We start from the raw sequence: 20807 nt of genomic DNA on the forward strand, positions 1-20807 counted from the left end.
CGGGTAGGCAGATTACGCCCTCTCAATCTGCTTACCCGCTCTTTACCAGCTCAACCTATTCAGCATCCCCAATCTGACTCAGGCGCTTCAAAGCCCTGCGTATGTCTTTGTGTACGCTTTGATCTGTACTGAGCTGTTGTGCTTGTAAGTAACTTTGTCTGGCCAGTACGTGTTCTTTGGCTGACTCAGCCAGTTCGGCCTGCAGCAGCAGGGATTGCACATAATAGTCGTCATAAACCCGATCTTCGCTTAGCAGTCGGGTTAAGGCTTGCAGACCTTGCTGCTGACTGCCATAGCCCTCCAGGCTGAGATAGCCGCTCCACTGGCAGGCATCCCGCCATATGGGTAATGATGTTGCCTGCTTAGGTGTCAGCAGGCAGGTTTGATAAAAACTCTGCTGTGCGTCTGCCTTTTGATCATAGGTAAGTTGTAACTGCGCGGCGCGCTCCATCAGTGGCACATTTTCGCTGAAGTTGGCCTGCACCTCAGCTATCAGCTTGTGGCCCTCTGGTTGATTCTGGGTATTTTGGGCGTAATCCATCGCGGCCAGCAGGTGGTAATGCTGATTGAGTTGTGCAAGTCGCTCAACCAGCGCTTTGGCTGCCTCTTTGTCCCAGCCCCACAAACTGTCCCAGGCCAGCGCTTTAGCTGCTTCGCGCATATATTTAGGATTATCCGGCTCTAGCTCATAAGCGCGCAGCATGTGCTTTACGTGACGGTCTATATAGCCCATTTTATTGATAAAACTGGATTGCTCTTTCACTTCATACCAAAGTCGGCCTGCCTGATAATGTACTTCGGCATTGTCAGGGTAACGTCGGGTCAGTGCTTCCAGCTGTTTGTCCTGATCGTCGGCATCCTTTGCCACGGCCAGGGCAGACTGCCAGATAGCCTGCTGTTCGGGTGAAAGTGTCTGCTCCTGAAGCAAACGTTCCATTTGCATGTAGTCTCTTAGATAGTAAGCATTTTGCAGATTATCCTGGCCCTGAACAAATAAACTGAACAGGCAGCATGCGGCTGCCAGCCCTAGTAGTTTGTGTTTCATTTTTCCTCCTTGCTGAGTTGCAGCTGTTCCAACCATTTCACCGGTTCCACCTGGCTGGTAAACAGCATGTCTATCAGTGCGCGTTGTTCAGGTACCTGGTTAATCAGCGCCTGAATAAAATCGATGGAACCGGCCGGAGGTTTGGGATAGCTGTATTCGCGGCCCAGGGTTTGCAGTGCTGCAAGAATGGGCTGGTCACCGATAGCCTGACGCAGTCTGGCAAAAACCAAAGTGGCGCGTGAATACTGATCGTGTGGCGACTCGGCACTAATTAAACTGCGCATTGGCTGGCGGTTATGCTGCTCGGCATTCAGGTAACGCTGTTTTTCATAGTTAACCAGGGCCTGCATGGCTGATTGGCCTTGCTGCCGCTCGAGCATCACCAATTCAATATATTTAGCCAGCGACTCAACCAAAAACGCACTGTCCTGCTCAATGCCGTTGCCCAGGGCATGGCCAAACCACTGGTGGGCGGTTTCGTGCACTGCGCGGCGGTATGCCTGACTGTAGGGCATGACATTATTTTGCAGGCTGCGAAATCCTACCCGGCTACCAATCAGAATCAGCTGGGGCAGGGCATAACCCGTAGGGCTTAGATCGGGTTTTTCAATCAGCGTCAGGGTCTTACCGTTGTACGGATTGATATGGGTAGATAAAAATTCCACGGTTTGCGCCATAGCATCAAGTGTCATGGGCACATTGGCCTGATGGTCGGGCTGATAGGCCACCTGCAGGGTCAGCCCCTGAATAACACGGCTGCTTAATTTAAGGGGCGCGGCGATAAACCCCTGTATATTACGAACAGGTTGGTTCGTCACAAAACGGCGGTACTGACGATTATCCTGTTGCCAGCTGCGAATCAGTTCACCCTGGGTAAAGCTCTGATAGCCCAGTGGTGTGGAAATCTGCGTGTCCATGCTGCTCCACTGATAGCCATCCCGGCTTTTGTCTCTGGCTGCCAGCGCCTGTTCTACAGACTGTTCGGCTTTCACGGGCAGGCCGTACTCGCGACGTAGATCCGTGCTTTGCAGTTCACGAATGGGCAGATAGCCTATTGCCGGAAAATAGGGGATAGCGCGCAGATAGCTAAATTCCCGGGTCAATATTTTATGCTGAGGTAACGCGCTATAACCGCTTTGCATAAGCGTCAGGCTGAAATCCAGCGTCAGCGACTGGCCTGGCTGAAGCGGCTTTGCAAGCTTGAAAATACGTTGTCCCAACCTTTGATCGTACATCAGGTGATTATCGGTATTAAGGCTGATACTGTGCAGCGGGACCTGCCAGTTCTCACCCACCAGAATCTGCTCTATTGGCTGATTCTGCTTATTCAGCAGTTGATACTGGCCATGGATCTGCACTTGTCGCTGGTCAGGGTAAAAGTCCACTTCAGTACGGATATGCTGAATGTCTGGCATTGGCAAGTTGGCAAAACCTTTATAGGTTTTCTCGTAGCTGGCCAGCATTGCAGCGCGCTGGTCGGGGGAGAAATACTGGCCGTTCAATTCCAGCCCGGACTGAATGGCATAGCCCTGCAAGGTCAGAGGCACGCTGAGTAGCAGGCAGGTCAGCCCGGCAGCGAGCCTTTGTGGCGGCCAACCCCGGCCTTGAATGCGGGTCAGGGTGCCAATCAATAGCACCGCAGCAAACAGCCACCAGAATCGCGTGAACGCCCAGAAGCCATCCAGATTAGGGGCATAACCCCAGAAGCCGTCCGCTGCGCTTAGCGGTGTTGCAAAAGGCCGGGCCAGCGGATGATGAATGTCGAGCAGTGCGGCCAGTGGCGTAAAGTGCAGAATCAGCAGCAGCCCACATAGACACAAGGCAGCAAGACGGTGCCCGATGCCGGCCTGAATGGCCAGAAATACCGTACCTTGTGCCGCCAGGGGCAGTCCGGCATACAGCATAAAGCGCCCATATTCCGTCAGTTGCACCGGACTTTGTGCTAGCCACTGGCAAAAAATGGCGGTACTGGCCGCCAGTAATAAAATGCTCACCAGCAAACCTTGCAGGCACACCAGTCTGGCCAATAGCACGGTCCATGGTGCAATTGGCAGGGCCTGTACGATGCCAGCAATATTGAGCTGTTTGTCTCGCCTGCTTAACAGATCGCTGAAATACAACAGCAGGGCTGAGCCAAACAGCGGTAGTATGTCCCACATAAAGCGATTTATCGCATCAAAACTCAGACCGGTAAGTTCAGCGCCGGGTTCGCTATGATGAATGGAAGGGTAGGTTTCGCCAGCAACAAGCGCACACCAGATAAGCCCTATCAGCCAGATTACCGGGCGCTTGAAAATTTGCCCGGCTTGCATACGGGTGAGGGCGTATAGCTGATGCCAGGCGCCTGGCTGTGCCGGAATGAAGTGAAAGGTTGTGACATTTGAATCCTGGCTTTTTAATGGCAAATCCCATGCCGGCTTTTTGGTGTTATCGCGGCGATTTTTCAGGCGAACCGCACAGTAAGCCAAAAGTGTGGCGGCCAGAATAATCAGTAACCTGTTCAGCATGACTAAGGCCAGGTCCGGCTGTTTAGCCATAAGCGGCGTTAAGCCAAACCAATCCAGATAGTTCATTGTACTGACCAGCCACGGGGCGGGTGTTTGCGCGCCTGCCATCAGTGGTGAGCCACTGGCCGTGGCCAGTAGGGTATAGCTGACAAAGCATAAAAAGGTTGCCAGATAAGTCAGTACCGGAGAAGAATTCAGGCTATGCAGCAACCAGAAAAACGCGACAAACAGTAAGCTGGCCGGCAGGCCGATGAGCAACTGCAGACCTTGCAGGTTGAGGGCAACACTCAATATCACCTGATATTCAGGAAGTTGATTTGCGCTGCTGAGCAGTCCCGCCAGCAAACCCGTTGCAGCGACTATACCCAGCAGTATCGTCAGGCAGGTCAGGCCGGCGACCTGCACCATCTGTTGCCGGGTTTGTGACAAAGATGCACTCAGTACCAGCTCTCGCATCTTATAGCTGTCTGCCCTGTAAAGACTGAAAACCGCCAGCAGGCCGGTGGCCCAGGGCAGCGCCATCATACACAAGGCACCGACCAGGTGCTGTAAATGCGCCTGGGTGAACAGCTCAGCCTGGCTGGTATGGATGCCGCATCCAACAAAATAGCCAAACAGCACAGCGACAACTGTCAATATCCAATACAGCGGCTGGCGAAGCCCCAAGCGTATCTCATTTAACATCAGGGTCCGCATCAGGCTGCCTCCTGCACTTGTTGCACAAGGTGCAGAAAATAGCAGTCCTGCAGACAGGGGATGGCTGGTTCAAAGTGACTTCCGGGTTGCTCCTCACAGAACAAACGGACCACTGGATTGCCATAGTGCAGCCGTTGGCTGAGTAAGATGGCATGCTCGGGTATCACGCCCTGTTGCGGTCCTTGCCATATCCTGTTGGACAGACCGCTGAACAGGGCGCCGGTCTGACCACTGGCGACTATCTTGCCGTCCAGCAATATGGCGGTTTGGCGGCACAGATGTTCGATATCCTCAACAATATGCGTAGACAGCAGCACCAAACGGGTTTGCGCAATGTCGTGCAGAAGTTGGTGCAGACGCAGACGCTCAGCGGGATCCAGGCCCGACGTTGGTTCGTCAAAAATCAATACCTGCGGATCGCCTAACAAAGCTTGTGCCACCCCAAAGCGTTGTAACATGCCCCCGGAAAAATGACTGGGTTGCCGCTGAGCATGTGCTGTAAGGTTGGTCAGTGCTAACACCTGTTCAATCTGCTGACGACGCTGAGCCCGACTGTTCAGGCCTTTAAGAATGGCCAGGTGTTCTAACAGCCCCTGGCAGGATATATGGGGATAAACGCCAAAGTGCTGCGGCAGGTATCCCAGTTTGTTGCGCAATCTGGTTGGTTGTTGCCACACATCCTGGCCATTGAAAAGGATGTGGCCACTGTCTGGTGTCTGAAGCGTGGCGATGGTGCGCATTAAACTGGATTTGCCTGCACCATTAGGGCCAAGTAGTCCTACCATGCCCGTGCCCAGTTGCAAAGAGATGTCCTGCAGGGCGCGCGTGCCGTCGGGGTAGGTTTTGTGAATGTTGTGAAGTTCCAGCATGGTTGGTCTCCAAATTTTTTTGGCAGGCTACGGGGCATGCCTTAGGTGATAAAGGCTTTAATGACAAAGGCGCTGATTTTTATGACATGATTGATTTCGAAGGGTAAATTGACGTTTATCAGTAAAAACGGCGGGTTTGTCATGATTCGGCTGACAAGCTCGGCCAATTGACCAACCATGACAACCCAGCCACCCGAACCCGTTATTGCCATTATGTTGAAAGCGTTATCGTTCCAACCCTTTTATAAACTGCAGCCTGTATTACCGGTTCTGGTAGCGATTCTGGTTGAGGCCCTGGTAAGGCTGCACGGCTATGCGCCAGAGCAATACGACGACTATATCCAGTTGCGCGGTGGCTGGGCGCTTTACCTGCAAACAGCCTTGCAGCTGCTGTTGGAAAGTCTGCCACTGATGGCGGCGCAGTGGTGGCTGGCAGGCCATTCGGATTGGCGTGGTTATCTTGTTTGGTTAGCGGGCTTTGCGATCTATCCCGCATTCAGTCTGATGTTACAAGGTGGCTGGCCTGAGGCTCTGCCGCTGTTGATGGGCGTGCAGTATTGGTTGCTTGCGGCCGGATTATCCTTGACGTACTGGCTACATAAGGCTTATCAGCAAAGCGCCACGCTGCATCAGCGACAAGCATGGTGGCGTTATATGCTGTCACTGGATGCTGCTTTATTATTGTGCCTGGGTGGCTGGGTGCTGCTGATGAGTGGCATGTTTGTGTATAACCCCGATCCTATGCATAACCAGCCCCTTGAGCCACGACTTGACCCCGGCCAGATGTTAAGCCAATGGCCACTGACTTTATACTATGGCTGGCAGTTTGGGCTGCTGGCTGGAATCATCTTTGTTTATTATTGGGTTAATCGCTATGTGCTGGTCCGCCGGGTTTTGGCGAATCAGGGCGTGTATCCGTTTCTGCTGTGCAGTGCCGTTTGGTTGTTGCTGTCTTATCCCTTGTTCGGTGTTCTGGTGTTGCAATTGCCCCTGAATATTGCCGAACAAAGTTTATTACCTTCAGAGAATCATCTGCCGTTTGATACCTTGAATCTGTTGGTGGCTGGCATTATCTGGGCCCTCAGTACGCCGTTGATTCTGGCCTTTGAGCGCCAGCACAATGCCCGTGAAGTGGCTGAGCTTACCCAGGTGCAAACCCTGGCCGAGCTGAAAATGCTGCAGCAGCAGGTCAATCCGCATTTTCTGTTTAATACCCTCAACAGCCTGTATGCCCTGTGTCTGACCCAGTCAGCACTGGCCGCGCCTATGTTGCTGAAGTTGGCGGATTTGTTGCGTTATGTGGTGTATCAGGGGCAAAAGTCCAGGGTGGCACTGCGCGATGATCTGGCCTACCTGCAAAATTATCTTGAATTGCAACAACTCAGGGTAACCAGACGCTGCAAGATAGTCACGGATATTCAAATTGCCGAAGGCGACTGGCAAATCGCCCCGTTACTGCTGATTATGCTGGTGGAAAATGCTTTTAAACATGGCGCGGAAGTCAGTCAAGGTGAGTGCGATATTCACCTAAGCTTGCGTATACAAGCCGGGCATTTAGCCTTTGAGTGCAGTAACAGCTTGCCTGAAGCAACGCCGGATGCGCCAACCGGCATAGGCCTGACAAATCTGCAGCGGCGTTTACAGCTGGGCTATGCCGAGGCATTTACGTTACGCAGTGAACGGCAAGGCCAGCGCTGGGTTGCGCGGTTGGAGATGGACTTATGAAAACCCTGATCATTGATGACGAGCCACTGGCCCATGAGGTGCTGTTACACCACAGTCGCATGCATCCAGACATTGATGTAGTGGGGCAGTGCTATAACGCTGCCGAAGCGCTGGCCTTTCTGGCCAGTCAGCAGGTTGACCTGATACTGCTGGACATCCATATGCCGGTGTTATCCGGCCTGGATATGCTCAGGGTGATGGCGAACCGTCCACAAGTGGTGCTGTGTACCGCTTATCAGGAACATGCACTGGTGGGCTTTGAACTGGATGTTACCGACTACTTACTGAAGCCTGTCAGTGCTGAACGCTTTGCCCAGGCCTTAGACAAAGTGCGGCGCCGTAGTGGCATGGTATTGCCGCCACCCGAGATGACCAGTCATATTGTTATCAGGGTGGACAGGGAAGACCGTAAAGTTGAGCTTAGCAAAGTGTGCTGTGTTGAAGCCTATGGTAATTATGTCAAGGTCTGGTTGGAGGATGGCTGTTTGCTGACGGCTGCAACGCTGAAACACTTTGCCGAAATCCTGCCAGAAAGCAGCTTTGTGCAGGTGCATAAATCCTTTCTGGTCAATAAGGCCTGGGTGGTGGCCAAGGACACAGAGCAACTTACATTGCGCAGTGGTCAGAAGATTAAAATGGGTAAGGCTTACCGGAACAATGTGTCGGGATTACTTTAAATCGGCCTCAGCAAGGAAGTGGTATGCGTATTTCAGCAATATCTTTACTGTTGTTAATCCCGTTCAGTGCAATGTTGGCTAGTAACAGCCTGGCCAGTGCAGTAAATCCGGTACCTGTATCTGCAGAGATGCAACAGGCAACGCAGGCGCTGTTGCAAGGGGACAAAAGGCCAGCCGCAGCACTGCTAGACAAAACAGCACCGCAAAGGAGCTATGAACTGATGGCGCTGGAGATTTTGTATCTGCTGGCGTCATCTGCAACGGATCTGGCAGATGCACGACTAACGTCCTTTGAGCAACAGTTTGCCAGCAACCCCGAGACCTTTGCATTTTCGTCTGAGGTGTGGCGTTCCATTGGTCATCAGGCCAGTATCTTTGCCAAACGTGGTTACTACAAAAAAGCGGTTAAAGCTAAAATTCAGGCGGGAGTGCTGGCTCCGGAAAATCCGTATTATCTGACTTTACAGGCTTCAGCGTTGGGGCAGGGGGACAGTTATGGCGGCAGTGCTGCAGCGCAAAAGCCGCTTACTGACAAGATTGCGACACTGGATAAAAAATGGGGGTATATCGCCCGGATTAATCTTGCCCAGAATGAAGATGATGTTGCTCTTGGCGAATCTATGGCTGAACAAGCCGCGAGTGCGTTTAAGCAGGATTTTGATGTATTGGAAAGGGTGGCCCAGTGGTACTGGACCATCGGCAGCTATGAACAGGCGCAGGCCTACTTTCTGCAGGCTTGCCAGCATCGCCCTGCTATGACATGGCATTTGCAGGTTAAATGGTACAACGCCTGCTATCAGGTTGGTGAGTTTGCTAATGACAAGCAAATTGGCATGGATAAAGGCATCAAAGCGTTGAACATATTACTTAATGCCTATTCACTGCCAACGGAGGTGAATTTTGATATTGCCAGCTTATTAATGACGTTGGCCGACTCTGAAGAGACCGATTCTGCCAGGAAGCTACTCCAGCGGATAGTACAGGAGAGCCCGAACAAAGCGTTGGCACGCAAAGCGCAAAAGTTGCTTGGCAGGGCACCTTAATGCGCAAGTCGTGCTTTATTTCGCTGCAAGCTGGATGCAGCTCAATGCCGGGCTGAGTTGTCTACCCAGCCATCACCCGGTTACGACCACCTTGTTTAGCGTCATACAAAGCCTGGTCGGCACGTTTCATCAGGCTTTGTGCATCATCGCCGCTACGGAAGGTACTGGCGCCGATACTGGCGGTAAATTGGGGCAAATCGGGTAGCGCTATTTGTTCGATATGCATACGTAACTGTTCAGCCACCAAGGTCGCGGCTTGCCTGTCATGCTGGCGTAGCAATATGGCAAATTCTTCGCCACCGATGCGGAACAGCATATCGGTACTACGCAGTCGTTGTCTCAGGCTTGTGACCAGCGATATCAGTACCTGATCTCCCATATCGTGACCGAAACCATCGTTAATGGATTTGAAGTGGTCCACGTCCAGTAACAGTAAACTCAGCGGTGCGCCCCGATCTGCCAGCGCCAGTTCTTCGCTGATTTGCTCTTCCCATTTATGTCGGTTAAACGCACCTGTCAGGCGGTCGAGGGTGGCAAGTTCAATTAACCGCTTTTCCACTTCCACTCGGTTGTGCATCTCTTTTGACAGGCTATCCATCAGGGTTTTTATGTCAGTTTCCAGCTCGGCCAATTCGTCCTGGCCTGTACGGGTTACATCTGAGCACAGTGACATGGTGTTTTGTTGTTGCAGTGACTGTTGAAAATCCCCTATCTGGTGCTGGATATGGCCGATACGTCGACGAAAAGACTGGATGATATACAGGGTTAAATAGATGCCAATGGCCAGGGCACTGACGCCTAGAGTGGAATTTACCCACATAAATTCGCGTTCGTGCTTTTCGGCATAAGCAGCAATCTCCAGGGTAAGCTGTTCCATTGCTAATAACAGACCGGCAGCTTCATCATCCAGCTGTGTATCGAGGTCCTGCAATTTTTGCCATTGAATCAGGCGCTGCTCTGTGTGTGCCTCAAGCCAACGGCTATATCCCTGTGCAAATTTATCACGGTGCTGGTGCAAGGCCTGCAATGATGCAAGCACGCTTTGATGTTCAGTCACTTTCTCCTGCACTGCACCATTATCTAGAGCGTTTCGGATTACCTCTATTGCCTTATCAATCTGCACGTTCAACTGCTGACTGTATTGATTAACCTGATCCGGTCGCATGTTGGTTGCCGAGGTCTGAGCCTGGCCTATTTGCTCCATCAGCAGGTGCTGGCGTAACTGTAGCATCTCAATTTCGGCCATCGTTTCTGACAGTGGAATATCTATCTCTGCCACCTCTCGCATTTCGTCATTAATGACTTGCAGTTTGACAACGGAATAAAGGATTACGACCAACAGAAATGACAACAGCATTGTCGACAACCCGCCAATCTTGCGAGTCAGGGAAGCGTTCAGCCAATCTAACATGGAGTGTGCTATACAAGGAAATGGCTGATCCTAACGGGGATTGCTACTGGGTAAAAGGGCTAAATAACAAAGGAGTTGCCTGCGGCGGCTGTTCTATGCCCCTTTGTTCCACAGGTATTCCGGTGTAGATTGGCCTGTTTGTAGATAGCTGATTTGGAGATACCATGCGTGCGCTAATGTTTGCTGCTCTGACATTGACTAGCGGGGCAGTATTGGCCATGGGCACTCAACCCCTGGCGAATGAAGAGCTGCTAAAGCCGGTGAATACTTTGTTTGATGCCATGCGAAGCCATGACGAAGCCGCCCTGCTGGCACAGTTTGCACCAATGGCACAATTGCAGCGAGTGACAGCCGATGGCCTGATAAAAACGTCGGATGTGCAGAAATTTGCTAACAGTATCGCCACCAGCCAGGCCTATCTGGACGAACAGCTACTGGCCGTTAAGGTGCAGCAGCATGGCAATCTGGCCAACGTCTGGACGCCCTTTGCTTTTTATCTGGATAATAAGCTAAGTCATTGCGGTGTTAATAATTTTGTTCTGATTAAGAGCGAGCAAGGCTGGAAGATTCAATATCTGATTGACGTGACCTTTGAGGGAGACTGCCAGGCATTTATCGCTGAGCATTGATTGGCTTTAGCGTTTCACCACCGAGCCGCTGAGTTCGCTAAGATAATTACCTAGAACCTCTGTGAAATCTCCGTGCTCTCTGCGCCTCTGTGGTGAAAATCTAACTGCGCAAAGTATAAAAAAACACAGAGACACAGAGATCACAGAGTGGTTAAAGGTATTATCACGGCGAGCTTTTCTTTGCGCCCTTAGCGTCACAGCGAGAAGTATCCCGGTATTGGCCGTAGGCCAGTTCGTGCTTTTTCGTGTGGTTCGTGGTCGCATAATTTATTACCACGAAAGGCACGAAAATCACGAAAGCCACTCTCTCGCGGAGCCGCTGAGTTCGCCAAGAGCAAGTACTTAAACCTCTGTGAAATCTCTGTGTTCTCTGCGCCTCTGTGGTGACAATTAATCTGCGCAAAGTATAAAAAACCACAGAGTCACAGAGAACACGGAGGGGGTGAAGGTATTGTCAGTGCGCGCTTTTCTTTGCGCCTTAGCGTCACAGCGAGAAGTATCCTGGTGTCGACCGAAGGTCGGTTCGTGGCTTTTCGTGTGGTTCGTGGTCACCCAATTTATTACCACGAAAGGCACAACAAACACGAAAACTCTCTCGCCGAGCCGCCGAGCCGCCGAGCCGCCGAGCCGCCGAGCCGCTGAGTTCGCCAAGAGCAAGCCCTGAAACCTCTGTGAAATCTCCGTGTTCTCTGCGCCTCTGTGGTGAAAATCTAACTGCGCAGATGTTTAAAAACCACAGAGGCACAGAGATCACAGAGTGGTTGAAAACATTGTCACTGCGAGCTTTTCTCTGCGCCTTCAGCGTCACCGCGAGAAGTATCCAGGTATCGGATCGGCCGAAGGCCAGTTCGTGTCTTTTCGTGTAGTTCGTGGTCGCACAATTTATTACCACGAAAGGCACGCAAGCCATTCTCGCGGAGCCGCAGAGTTCGCCAATAGCAAGCCCTTAAACCTCTGTGAAATCTCTGTGTTCTCTGCGCCTCTGTGGTGAAAATCTAGCTGCGCAGAAGTATAAAAAAACAGTGGTTAGCACTATTGCCCCAACTGTTCGACCAGAAAGTCAAACACCAGGCGCAAACGGGCACTGGTATGCAATTCCCGGTGGATCACCAACCACAATTCCACATCATAGGCCGCCATACCCGGTAAGGCCCGTTCCACCAAAGGCTCGTTGTCGCCCACATCTTCCACCATAAAGCCCAGTCCGGCGCCTTGTTTCACCAATTGCCACTGCACCAAGTGATTGGCCACCACAAAGGGAAAATTGGCAGCAGTCAGGGTAAAGCCGCGCTTTTTCAGCTCGTCCTGCATGATGGTGCTGTGCTCAAAAGCCATAAAGTCCGCTTGGTTTAAATCTGCTGGCACACTGCGGCGACTGAATTTCTGCAAGTAACTTTTGGCCCCATATAAATGGGCTCGTTCATCCCTGAGTTTTCTGGCAATCAGATCAGGCTGGGTTGGGCGATATGAGCGCAGGGCGATATCGGCTTCACGCCTTAGCAGGTCACTGCTTTCATTGGTTGCCAGCAACTCTATCTGGATCCCTGGTGCCTGTTGATGCAGTTTGCTCAGGACTGGCGGCAGAATATGCGCAGCGGCGGATTCAGATGCGCTGATACTGACTTTACCCACCAGGCTTTTGGCATGACTACCGGCTGCCATATACAGTTTCTCGGCAGCTTCCTGCATGGCCCGCACATAGACCAGCAGTTCATGGCCGCTGGGGGTCAGCAATAACCCCCTTGCTGAGCGTTCAAACAAGGTCGCCCCCAGTTGCATTTCCAATGCGCTAACCTGCCTGCCCAAGGTCGGTTGCGTGATCTTTAACACTTTGGCCGCTGCTGAGAACGAACCCTGTTCGGCGGTAATCAAGAAGGCTTTCGCATGGTTCCAGTCAAAGTGTCTGTCCTGCCAAGTCATACATTTTTGCATAGCTGAAGTGAATATTTCGCCATTCTAACGTCTTTTATGCATGGCTATGATGGTGTTTTGTCAACAAATACGAGATAACCATGCAGGAAAGTGTCAGATTCTGGGATAAGGTCGCACAGAAGTATGCCAAAAGTACCATTGCCGACATCCCATCTTATGAACACAAACTGGCGGTAACCCGGCAATATTTTCGCCCCGACAGCCGGGTGCTGGAACTTGGCTGTGGTACCGGGTCAACCGCGCTACTGCATGCCCCTTATGTGGCGCATATTCTGGCCACGGATATTGCAGCTAATATGCTGAAGATTGCCAGGGAAAAAGCCACTGCTGCAGGTGTCGGCAATATCAGCTTTGAGCAGGGTAGCTGTGACGATTTAAATCCGCAGGTGCCGCTGGATATGGTGCTGGCACTGAATCTACTGCATTTGGTGAAAGATCGGAAAAGTATGATAGAGCAAGCATTTAACTGGCTGAAGCCAGGTGGAGTGTTTATTACCAGCACCGCTTGTCTGGGGGACAGTGCCTGGAAATGTATCGGCCTGATTGCACCCCTTGGCCGGTTATTGGGGTTAATGCCGCCGGTTTATGTGTTTACTTTGGCGCAACTGCAACAAAGTATCATTGCAGCCGGATTCGAAGTAGATTATGTGTGGCAGCAGGAAAAAAGCCCCAGCGTTTTTATGGTGGCAAAGAAGCCAGCTTAACGGTTATTTTGCGCTGCTTGGAAAATCCTAGTTTTGATTCAGGGAGCAAGATGTCAGCCTTTATCCAGGTCAACAACCTGAGTAAATCCTTTAAGAAACTGCATGCAGTGAAAGGGATTAGCTTTAGCGTGCCGAAAGGAATTTGTTTTGGACTTCTGGGGCCAAATGGCGCGGGTAAAACCACCACCATTGAAATGATGGAAGGCATTGTCGGTATGGATGGCGGTGCGATTCTATATGACGGCGAGCCCCTTAGCCGGGCCATGAATCAGCGAATTGGCATACAGTTCCAGCATACCGCCTTACAGGACCATCTGACAGGTCGTGAATGCCTGAAAATGTTTGCCAGTTTTTACAGCCATGCTCTGGCGGTGGAAGCGCTTATCGAGCTTTGCCAATTGGCCGATTTTGCCGATCAGGATCACCGCAAATTATCCGGCGGTCAGAAGCAGCGTTTACTGCTGGCTATTGCCCTGGTTAATGACCCGCAAATTCTGTTTCTGGATGAGCCTACCACCGGCCTCGATCCCCATGCCAGGCGTAACTTCTGGGATCTGATTAACCGTATCAAGGCATTGGGTAAAACCATCGTTCTTACCACCCATTATATGGACGAAGCGGAGTACCTGTGTGATGACATTGCCATTATGGACAAAGGCCTGATTATTGCCCGCGGTGCCCCCAGAGAGTTGTTGGCCGAGCATTTTAACGGGGTGCTGATTCGCTTGCGTCAGCAGCCGTTGTCACAGGAAGTGCTGAAGCAATGCCAGCCGAGACTGGATGGGGCTTATTGGTATATCAATACGGATAAGGTCGAGAAAACCCTGAAACTGCTGGTAGAACAGCAGGTGGAAATGGACGGTTTACATGTAAAGTCAGCCAACCTGGACGATTTATTCCTTAAACTCACCGGGCATGGCCTGCAGGGCAATACAGAAACACAGGAGGTGGCAAGTGCTGGCTAGGTTCTGGGCGGTATTTAAGGCACGTAATCTGGAGTTTTTTCGCGACCGTTCTTCATTAGGCTGGAATCTGGCCTTTCCCATACTATTGGTGGTGGGATTTGCCTTTATTTTCAGTGGCGATGGCCGGGCTGCCTATAAAATCGGGGTGATGCAGGAAGGTACAGACAACAGCTTCTTTCACTTAAAGCATGTGGAATATGTTCATTATCAGGACTTGATCCTGGCTCAGAACAAACTGAAGCAACATCAGCTGGATTTATTGGTGGAACCCACCAGTCAAACCTACTGGGTCAATCGTTCATCGCCACAAGGCTATTTTGCCGCCGAGCTGCTGACAGGGAAGCTACCCAATTATCAGCGCCAGGAACTGGATGGGCGTGAAATTCGTTACCTGGACTGGGTGCTGCCCGGTATTCTGGGCATGAATATGATGTTTTCCAGCTTGTTTGGGGTGGGTTATGTGATAGTGCGCTATCGCAAAAGTTCGGTGCTGAAACGCTTAAAAGCCACGCCACTTAGGGCCGTGGAATTTCTGGGGGCGCAGATCCTCTCCAGGCTGTTTATTGTGCTGTGTATTACCAGCTTTGTATTTATTGCCTGTAATAGCTTGTTTGATTTTTATATGCTGGGTAGCTATCTGGACTTGCTGCTGGTGACGGCACTTGGCGCGGCATCCATGATTGCCATGGGCCTGCTGATGGCCAGTCGCAGCCAAAGTGAAGAGCTGACCGGTGGCCTGCTGAATCTGATTAGCTGGCCGATGATGCTGTTGTCCGGGGTGTGGTTTTCACTGGAAGGTGCCCCGCAAGCCATTGTGCAGGTTGCACAGCTATTACCTCTTACCCATTTACTTGAGGCCGCCAGAGCCATTATGAATGACGGTGCCGGTTTGGCCGACATCCAATACCACTTGTGGGCGCTGCTGGGTATGACATTAGGGTTTATGGGCTTGGGTGCTTTGCTGTTTCGCTGGCATGGGGATGGCCGCTAGAAAGCCTTTGAGAGACCGAGGAGAAACATATGTTGCGAATAATCTTTGTTGTCGCGATTTGGTTTGCAGCCAGTTCGCCTATGGCGGCGGAAAGCCTGCCAGTCTTCCATCGTTTACTGGCATTTAATCAGCAGGGGGAGCTGCTGGTTGTCAAGATTAAGGACCGAGAGTTGTGGGTAACACCTGGTTGGTATCAGGACAACAATCTAACTGTTAAAGAAGGGCTGGAAAAACTGGCTGGCAGTTATGGCTTAACCATTAGCGATCTCAAGTTGAGCGGGGTATTTACCCTGAGGATGGGAAAAGAGCAAAGTCCTTCCACGCGCTTGATATACCTGGCCAACACTCAGGGCCAGGGTGATATCCTTCCTGAAGGAATTGACAAAATAGCCTGGCAGCCACTTACCGAGGCCCTGCAAACCATTAACCTTGCACATATTCGCTACCAGGTTAAACAGATTATTGCGAATCCCCAGACCGTCTGGGGAGGAACCCAGAAAATGCGCTGGGAAGAGGGTATCAATCGATTTGAGGTGGTAGAAGACTTTTATCCGCTATTTGCTAAGGATTAAGGAGCCACCATAATTACCGGTTCGGATTGAGGTTTGTGATTTACGTTGCTCTTTCATCTTGGGCAAAGTAAACCACCATGCGTAAATGCCTGTGCTCATCCACCAACAGGGTTTCATGTTGATAAGTTGTTTGCTTTGATTCGTTTGTGATCAGTGTCATTAATCCCCGGCGCGGTGGTTGATTATCCGGGCTGTTGTACCAACGTTTGAAATCGGCAGACAACAATGTCAGCTCGCTGACCAGGCTTTGCATTTGATTGTCTTCTACTGCGATGGCCCGGTCATATTTGAACTGCGCCAGTAATTTCGGGGCATCGTCCTGCCAGTTAACAATACGATTGCGGAAATCCGGGTCCGAAAACACCATACGCAGCAAGTTGCGCTCCTGATGCGACCTTTCGCCGAATGTAAACAGCTTATCTGCCGCAGCATTCCAGGCAATCACGTCCCAACCCAGGTTTATCACATAGGCTGGCCTGGCCAGCTCATCCATCAGCTTTTGGGTGAGAGGGCTGACAGTTAGCAGTTGATGCGCCTCAGGAGGCGGTGGGCGTTTATGGGCCAACATAAATAGATAGCTGCATTGTGCATCATCCAGCTTGAGCGCCTTGGCTATGCCTAATAGCACCTTTTCAGAGACTTGAATATCGCGACCCTGTTCAAACCAGGTATACCAGGTTAAGCCTACACCGGCTAAGGCGGCCACTTCTTCGCGCCGCAGCCCGGGGGTTCGCCTGGTGCCGTGTGACGGCAGACCAACATCGGCAGGGGTGAGCCTGTTTCGCTGCTGGCGCAAGAATTCTGCAAGTTCATGCTTAGTGCGTTGAGCGCTCAGTTCAGTCATGGCTATTACCTTTTATACTAGGATAATTGCTTAAATTGTACTGGGATAATATTGGCAGGATGATGTGCCTTTCGCAATGAATCCAACGTATTTGGGGAGCATAGAATGGCACAAGGTATTGATTTAATTTCTGAGCAGCGCGAGGCAGGTGAGACTGCCAACCAAAAAGCCGGGCTGAGAGAGTGGCTGGGGTTGGCATTGCTGGCCTTACCGACCTTACTTCTGGGCATAGATTTGACCCTGCTACACCTGGCCCTGCCGGCATTGGCGATTGATTTGCGTCCTAACAGCATTCAGGCGCTTTGGATTATTGATATATATGGTTTTATGATTGCCGGTTTTCTGGTCACTATGGGCGTGTTGGGTGACCGCATCGGACGGCGCAAGTTATTGCTGGCGGGGGCTCTGATGTTTGCCTTGGCGTCGATAATGGCAGCTTATTCGAGCAGCGCCACCATGCTGATTATTGCCCGGGCCTTGCTCGGAGTTGCCGGGGCCACGCTGATGCCCTCGACGCTGGCGCTGATAAGCAATATGTTTAAAAACGCCCATCAAAGAGGTTTGGCCATTGGTGTATGGGCGACTATGTTTGCATTGGGCATGGCGTCAGGCCCTGTTATTGGCGGCTTGTTACTGGCCCACTTTTGGTGGGGAGCGGCCTTTTTGGTTGCCTTGCCGGTGGTAGCCTGCCTGCTGGTCCTTGCGCCTTTATTGCTACCTGAATACCGCGCGCCTGTTAGCGGGCGAATCGACATACTCAGTATTGGGTTGTCATTGCTTGCCATTTTGCCTGTGGTTTTTGCAATCAAACAGTTTGCTAAATACGGTGCTGTTGTTAGTGCGATGCTGCCATTGGTCATGGGGGCGCTGTTTATACTGTTATTTATTAAACGTCAGAGAAGGTTATCGCAGCCCTTTGTTGAACTCTCCCTGTTTACCAGTCGTCACTTCAATATCGCTTTGATTATACTGCTAGTTGGTCTTATTGGCGTGGGTGGAACCATGCTATTGGTCACTCAGTATCTACAACTGGTGGTGGGCTTGTCGCCTATGGCGGCCGGCTTGTGGATGGGACCTCCAGCACTGGCGATGTTGGTGGCGGGTATTGCCTCGCCGTTGCTGGCCCGGCATATGCTGCCTGGCAGGATAATTGCCCTTGCAATGGGATTATCTGCAATCGGCTATGTACTGATGGCCCGATTGGACAATTCGCCTCAAGGCATTGTGCTGGTCACAGTCGCCTTCTCTCTGGTGTATCTGGGACTGGGAACCATCGCGTCCCTTGGGACCGATTTAGTCGTCAGTGCTGCACCAGCCAGCCAGGCCGGCGCAGCATCGGCCATGTCAGAAATGGTGCAGGAACTGGGGTTGGCCGTTGGCGTCGCCATGTTAGGTAGTCTTTCAACATTGGTTTATCGTGGTTTGATGGATACTGTACCAATTGAGCTGACCGATGGGATGGAGCCAGTGGTTCAGGACAGTCTGGCCGGCGCAGTTTCGGTTTCAAGCGAAATTCCCGCACTGGTGCTGGAACAAGCCAGGGAAGCCTTTACTACAGGATTTAATATTGCAGCAGGTATTAGTGGGGTAATGATCATGTGTCTGGCCATTCTGGCGGCAGTTAAGCTAAGGCCTGAATAAAAAAATTGCCTCTGGTTTCACCTGGCTTGTTAGCCTCAGTGCCTTTTGCCATAGTAGCCTTTTGTTTGTTGAAGCTGATAACGCCATGTTGCGAAAACTTACTTGTTTACTGTTCTTTGGTTGCGGATTGATGGGACAAACTGTACAGGCTAACACACCAAAACTGACTCTGGAGGAAGCCAATCGGCTGGCGGCCATGCCGCTGCATTGTATGCAGGTGGAATACCCTAACAAACTCAATCAGGTACTGGCCGATGCCAGCTATCTGAAAGGGCCGAAGGACCTGCACCCGGCCTTTTACGGCTGCTTTGACTGGCATTCCAGTGTGCATGGCCACTGGATGCTGGTGAATTTACTGCGGCATTTTCCGGACCTGGCCAATCAGCAGGAAATCCGCCAGAAATTGCTGGAAAATATCTCGGCTGAGAACATAAAGGCCGAAGTGGCGTATTTTTTTATGCCGCAGAATGCCACTTTTGAGCGTACCTACGGCTGGGCCTGGCTGTTGAAGCTGGCCGAAGAACTGCATCTGTGGGACGATCCCCTTGCCCGCCAGCTGGCACAAAATCTGCAGCCGTTGACTGATTTGATAGTCACTAAGTATCTGGAATTTTTACCCAAGCTTATCTACCCCATTCGTACCGGTGAACATCCCAACACCGCTTTTGGCCTGTCTCTGGCTTATGACTATGCTAATACCCTGGGGCATCCAGAACTGAAAGCGCTGATCAGCCAGCGGGCCAAAGATTGGTTTGCCAATGACCATCAATGTCCGCTCAGTTGGGAGCCCAATGGCTTTGACTTTCTCTCGCCCTGCTTGCAGGAGCTGGATGTGATGCGCAAGGTACTGGACAAAGCCGCATTCAGCACCTGGCTGGATCACTTCTTACCGCAGTTGGCGCAAACGCACTTTACCCTTGAGCCCGCCAGAGTCAGTGACCGTGCCGACGGTAAATTGGTGCATCTGGACGGTCTGAATTTCAGTCGTGCCTGGTGCCTGTATGGATTGGTGCGTGACTTTGGGCCAAAGTATGCGCATTTACGCCCCATTGCCGATGCGCACGTCCGCCATTCCTTACCTGCAATAGTGGACGAAAATTACGAAGGAACACATTGGCTGGGAAGCTTTGCGGTATATGCCATGCAGGAATCCGGGCAATTGGATTAGTCAGGCCTTACTAACAAACTGCACCAAATACTTGCAATGTTGTCTAGTTGCATTGATGCGGAGTTGATACCGACGCACTCAAAGCGAAGAAGGCCTTAATTGCAGGCATGGTGCCTGTTGAATGACATGGGGTTAACTGTTCTGCGGATTAAAGTGCACTGAGTTAAATACCTTTTCTGCCAGTTCAAGGTTGACCTGTGCGCTGAATTCCAGAGACATGGACAAGGCCATATGGGTTTGCATAACGTCAACATAGTGGACCTTGCCAATGTAGAGGGCCACCAGGTTTCCGTCGATAAACATTTCCGCTTGATACCCATCAATCTCTAAGGATTGGCGACGGGCCTGTTTCAGGCGGCTGAAGTTGTCAGCATTGATACCGAAGTCATAGCGCATAACCAGGTTATCCCCGGCCAGCATACCTGCGGTTGAATCAACCATGCTGGCCTGTTGATTTTGCCAGGACGAAGGATGTGAAAAACAAAACATCTGCGCCGGGCAGCTTTGCTGCCAGTTATCCATGCTTGCCTTGCAAGGTAACAAGAGGCCTGTTAACAACAGACCTCTGATTAACAGAATAACAAGATTACGCACGGCGGTGGCGCGGTAAAACAAGTAAGCCCAGTAACATTAATAGCAGTGGAGAAACGATCGGGACATCAACTGCCGCTACGACCAGAACAGGTATGATTTCAATAAACAGTCGGCCAGAAGTGTCAGTTTGGATCAGGCTACTGGCTAGAATAGTGGCTACTTCCGCTACGCTTAAATCCGTACCGCCATTGATGGTAGGGTCCATCAGGTTAGTGGCTCCTCCATTGTGACCAAGGCCAAGATTGTGGCCCAGCTCATGCGCGAGTAGCTCGGCATTGGAAGCGCTGTCAGCGAATACCGACTCAACAACGAAGTCGTTTCCTGGTGTTTCACCACAGCCTACGTAAAACACATTGATATTACCGCACCAGGTAAGATCGTCGAGAAACCAGAAATTAACCACATTGGCGGCACCATAATGCGCACTGGTGAGCGTGGCCCACTTGGCCGCCGAGTCCATATTTAACAAAGACGCATCGACGTGTTGTACGGAGGGACCAATACGGATATCAACAGGGGTGTTTCCAAAGCTGGCTTGTGAAAATATGGCGTCCATACCGATTTCATCAATAGTGATGTAGGCTGCGTTTGCAAATCCACTGATGCAAACCAACAGCAGCCCGACACAATGCCTTTTCAGTGCCCCAATACTTAAAATGTTAGGATTAAACATTGCTTGACCTCAGGTTGTGATTATCGGTAATAGCAGTTACCTTGGTGTTTTATTAAACAGCGCTCACCGGGGTAAAAGACACTGAGCATAAATTGCGCCATCAATAATTATTTATATATTT

The 20807-nt window shown here is 51.2% G+C and carries 18 protein-coding genes; 10 read left to right on the forward strand and 8 right to left on the reverse strand.

From position 1 onward, the window contains the following. Positions 1–55: 55 nt before the first annotated feature. Genes CSR04_RS20275 through CSR04_RS20285 form a run of 3 tightly spaced genes read right to left on the reverse strand, consistent with a single transcriptional unit; the run spans position 56 to position 5117 of the window. A complete protein-coding gene (locus CSR04_RS20275; protein ID WP_102798165.1) occupies positions 56–1045 on the reverse strand; it encodes a hypothetical protein in 990 nt (329 codons plus the stop codon). Further along, entirely contained in the window at positions 1042–4248 is a 3207-nt protein-coding gene (locus CSR04_RS20280; RefSeq protein WP_102798166.1) for a M1 family aminopeptidase, read from the reverse strand. Before CSR04_RS20280 ends, CSR04_RS20275 begins: the two co-directional genes overlap by 4 nt. Then, complete coding sequence (locus CSR04_RS20285; protein ID WP_102798167.1) at positions 4248–5117, reverse strand: ABC transporter ATP-binding protein; 870 nt, start codon at positions 5115–5117, stop codon at positions 4248–4250. The genes CSR04_RS20280 and CSR04_RS20285 overlap by 1 nt, the downstream gene beginning before the upstream one ends. A gap of 177 nt (positions 5118–5294) precedes the next feature. On the opposite strand from CSR04_RS20285, the gene CSR04_RS20290 reads away from it, so the two are divergent. From CSR04_RS20290 to CSR04_RS20300, 3 genes are read left to right on the forward strand one after another with little or no spacing between them, the layout of a single operon-like run. Next, positions 5295–6842, forward strand: coding sequence for a sensor histidine kinase (locus tag CSR04_RS20290; RefSeq protein WP_102798168.1), 1548 nt, complete (start codon positions 5295–5297; stop codon positions 6840–6842). Next, positions 6839–7519, forward strand: a complete 681-nt coding sequence (locus CSR04_RS20295) for a LytR/AlgR family response regulator transcription factor (protein ID WP_102798169.1) — start codon at positions 6839–6841, stop codon at positions 7517–7519. The genes CSR04_RS20290 and CSR04_RS20295 overlap by 4 nt, the downstream gene beginning before the upstream one ends. 23 nt (positions 7520–7542) lie before the next feature. Next, on the forward strand, positions 7543–8562 hold the full coding sequence (locus CSR04_RS20300; RefSeq protein ID WP_102798170.1) for a hypothetical protein: 1020 nt from the start codon (positions 7543–7545) through the stop codon (positions 8560–8562). Between the two features lie 61 nt (positions 8563–8623). Here CSR04_RS20300 and CSR04_RS20305 read toward each other — a convergent pair whose 3' ends face one another. Further along, positions 8624–9973: a GGDEF domain-containing protein gene (locus tag CSR04_RS20305; protein ID WP_102798171.1), complete on the reverse strand. Its 1350-nt coding sequence runs from the start codon at positions 9971–9973 to the stop codon at positions 8624–8626. A gap of 164 nt (positions 9974–10137) precedes the next feature. On the opposite strand from CSR04_RS20305, the gene CSR04_RS20310 reads away from it, so the two are divergent. Continuing rightward, positions 10138–10602, forward strand: a complete 465-nt coding sequence (locus CSR04_RS20310; protein ID WP_102798172.1) for a nuclear transport factor 2 family protein — start codon at positions 10138–10140, stop codon at positions 10600–10602. A 1032-nt stretch (positions 10603–11634) separates the two neighbouring features. Here the strand turns inward: CSR04_RS20310 and CSR04_RS20315 are convergent. Next, entirely contained in the window at positions 11635–12522 is an 888-nt protein-coding gene (locus tag CSR04_RS20315; protein ID WP_216362607.1) for a LysR family transcriptional regulator, read from the reverse strand. A gap of 92 nt (positions 12523–12614) precedes the next feature. Here CSR04_RS20315 and CSR04_RS20320 point away from each other — a divergent pair, with 92 nt between their 5' ends. Genes CSR04_RS20320 through CSR04_RS20335 form a run of 4 tightly spaced genes read left to right on the forward strand, consistent with a single transcriptional unit; the run spans position 12615 to position 15766 of the window. Then, entirely contained in the window at positions 12615–13238 is a 624-nt protein-coding gene (locus CSR04_RS20320; RefSeq protein ID WP_102798174.1) for a class I SAM-dependent methyltransferase, read from the forward strand. 50 nt (positions 13239–13288) lie between these two features. After that, positions 13289–14203, forward strand: coding sequence for an ABC transporter ATP-binding protein (locus CSR04_RS20325; protein WP_102798175.1), 915 nt, complete (start codon positions 13289–13291; stop codon positions 14201–14203). Continuing rightward, positions 14193–15194, forward strand: coding sequence for an ABC transporter permease (locus CSR04_RS20330; protein WP_245921786.1), 1002 nt, complete (start codon positions 14193–14195; stop codon positions 15192–15194). Before CSR04_RS20325 ends, CSR04_RS20330 begins: the two co-directional genes overlap by 11 nt. Positions 15195–15223: 29 nt before the next feature. Further along, on the forward strand, positions 15224–15766 hold the full coding sequence (locus tag CSR04_RS20335; protein ID WP_102798177.1) for an NUDIX hydrolase: 543 nt from the start codon (positions 15224–15226) through the stop codon (positions 15764–15766). Positions 15767–15806: 40 nt separating this feature from the next. Here the strand turns inward: CSR04_RS20335 and CSR04_RS20340 are convergent, their stop codons facing one another. Further along, entirely contained in the window at positions 15807–16610 is an 804-nt protein-coding gene (locus CSR04_RS20340; protein ID WP_102798178.1) for a helix-turn-helix transcriptional regulator, read from the reverse strand. 105 nt (positions 16611–16715) lie between these two features. Here CSR04_RS20340 and CSR04_RS20345 point away from each other — a divergent pair, with 105 nt between their 5' ends. Beyond that, positions 16716–18251, forward strand: coding sequence for an MFS transporter (locus CSR04_RS20345; RefSeq protein WP_102798179.1), 1536 nt, complete (start codon positions 16716–16718; stop codon positions 18249–18251). A 130-nt stretch (positions 18252–18381) separates the two neighbouring features. Continuing rightward, entirely contained in the window at positions 18382–19419 is a 1038-nt protein-coding gene (locus CSR04_RS20350; RefSeq protein WP_216362608.1) for a DUF2891 domain-containing protein, read from the forward strand. Between the two features lie 132 nt (positions 19420–19551). On the opposite strand, the gene CSR04_RS20355 is transcribed toward CSR04_RS20350, so the two are convergent. Then, positions 19552–19941 carry a hypothetical protein gene (locus CSR04_RS20355; RefSeq protein WP_102798180.1) on the reverse strand — a complete coding sequence of 130 codons (390 nt, stop codon included), beginning with the start codon at positions 19939–19941 and terminating at the stop codon, positions 19552–19554. A gap of 64 nt (positions 19942–20005) precedes the next feature. After that, positions 20006–20686, reverse strand: a complete 681-nt coding sequence (locus CSR04_RS20360; RefSeq protein WP_102798181.1) for a matrixin family metalloprotease — start codon at positions 20684–20686, stop codon at positions 20006–20008. Positions 20687–20807 lie beyond the last annotated feature (121 nt).

Source organism: Bowmanella denitrificans (genome assembly GCF_002887595.1).
GTDB classification, from domain to species: domain Bacteria; phylum Pseudomonadota; class Gammaproteobacteria; order Enterobacterales; family Alteromonadaceae; genus Bowmanella; species Bowmanella denitrificans.

What these genes read in the sequence shown, in the direction of transcription:
- CSR04_RS20275 (WP_102798165.1), bottom strand. Translation starts at nt 1,045, where the DNA reads ATGAAACACAAACTACTAGGGCTGGCAGCCGCATGCTGCCTGTTCAGT.
- CSR04_RS20280 (WP_102798166.1), bottom strand. Translation starts at nt 4,248, where the DNA reads ATGCGGACCCTGATGTTAAATGAGATACGCTTGGGGCTTCGCCAGCCG.
- CSR04_RS20285 (WP_102798167.1), bottom strand. Translation starts at nt 5,117, where the DNA reads ATGCTGGAACTTCACAACATTCACAAAACCTACCCCGACGGCACGCGC.
- CSR04_RS20290 (WP_102798168.1), top strand. Translation starts at nt 5,295, where the DNA reads ATGACAACCCAGCCACCCGAACCCGTTATTGCCATTATGTTGAAAGCG.
- CSR04_RS20295 (WP_102798169.1), top strand. Translation starts at nt 6,839, where the DNA reads ATGAAAACCCTGATCATTGATGACGAGCCACTGGCCCATGAGGTGCTG.
- CSR04_RS20300 (WP_102798170.1), top strand. Translation starts at nt 7,543, where the DNA reads ATGCGTATTTCAGCAATATCTTTACTGTTGTTAATCCCGTTCAGTGCA.
- CSR04_RS20305 (WP_102798171.1), bottom strand. Translation starts at nt 9,973, where the DNA reads ATGTTAGATTGGCTGAACGCTTCCCTGACTCGCAAGATTGGCGGGTTG.
- CSR04_RS20310 (WP_102798172.1), top strand. Translation starts at nt 10,138, where the DNA reads ATGCGTGCGCTAATGTTTGCTGCTCTGACATTGACTAGCGGGGCAGTA.
- CSR04_RS20315 (WP_216362607.1), bottom strand. Translation starts at nt 12,522, where the DNA reads ATGACTTGGCAGGACAGACACTTTGACTGGAACCATGCGAAAGCCTTC.
- CSR04_RS20320 (WP_102798174.1), top strand. Translation starts at nt 12,615, where the DNA reads ATGCAGGAAAGTGTCAGATTCTGGGATAAGGTCGCACAGAAGTATGCC.
- CSR04_RS20325 (WP_102798175.1), top strand. Translation starts at nt 13,289, where the DNA reads ATGTCAGCCTTTATCCAGGTCAACAACCTGAGTAAATCCTTTAAGAAA.
- CSR04_RS20335 (WP_102798177.1), top strand. Translation starts at nt 15,224, where the DNA reads ATGTTGCGAATAATCTTTGTTGTCGCGATTTGGTTTGCAGCCAGTTCG.
- CSR04_RS20340 (WP_102798178.1), bottom strand. Translation starts at nt 16,610, where the DNA reads ATGACTGAACTGAGCGCTCAACGCACTAAGCATGAACTTGCAGAATTC.
- CSR04_RS20345 (WP_102798179.1), top strand. Translation starts at nt 16,716, where the DNA reads ATGGCACAAGGTATTGATTTAATTTCTGAGCAGCGCGAGGCAGGTGAG.
- CSR04_RS20350 (WP_216362608.1), top strand. Translation starts at nt 18,382, where the DNA reads ATGGGACAAACTGTACAGGCTAACACACCAAAACTGACTCTGGAGGAA.
- CSR04_RS20355 (WP_102798180.1), bottom strand. Translation starts at nt 19,941, where the DNA reads ATGGATAACTGGCAGCAAAGCTGCCCGGCGCAGATGTTTTGTTTTTCA.
- CSR04_RS20360 (WP_102798181.1), bottom strand. Translation starts at nt 20,686, where the DNA reads ATGTTTAATCCTAACATTTTAAGTATTGGGGCACTGAAAAGGCATTGT.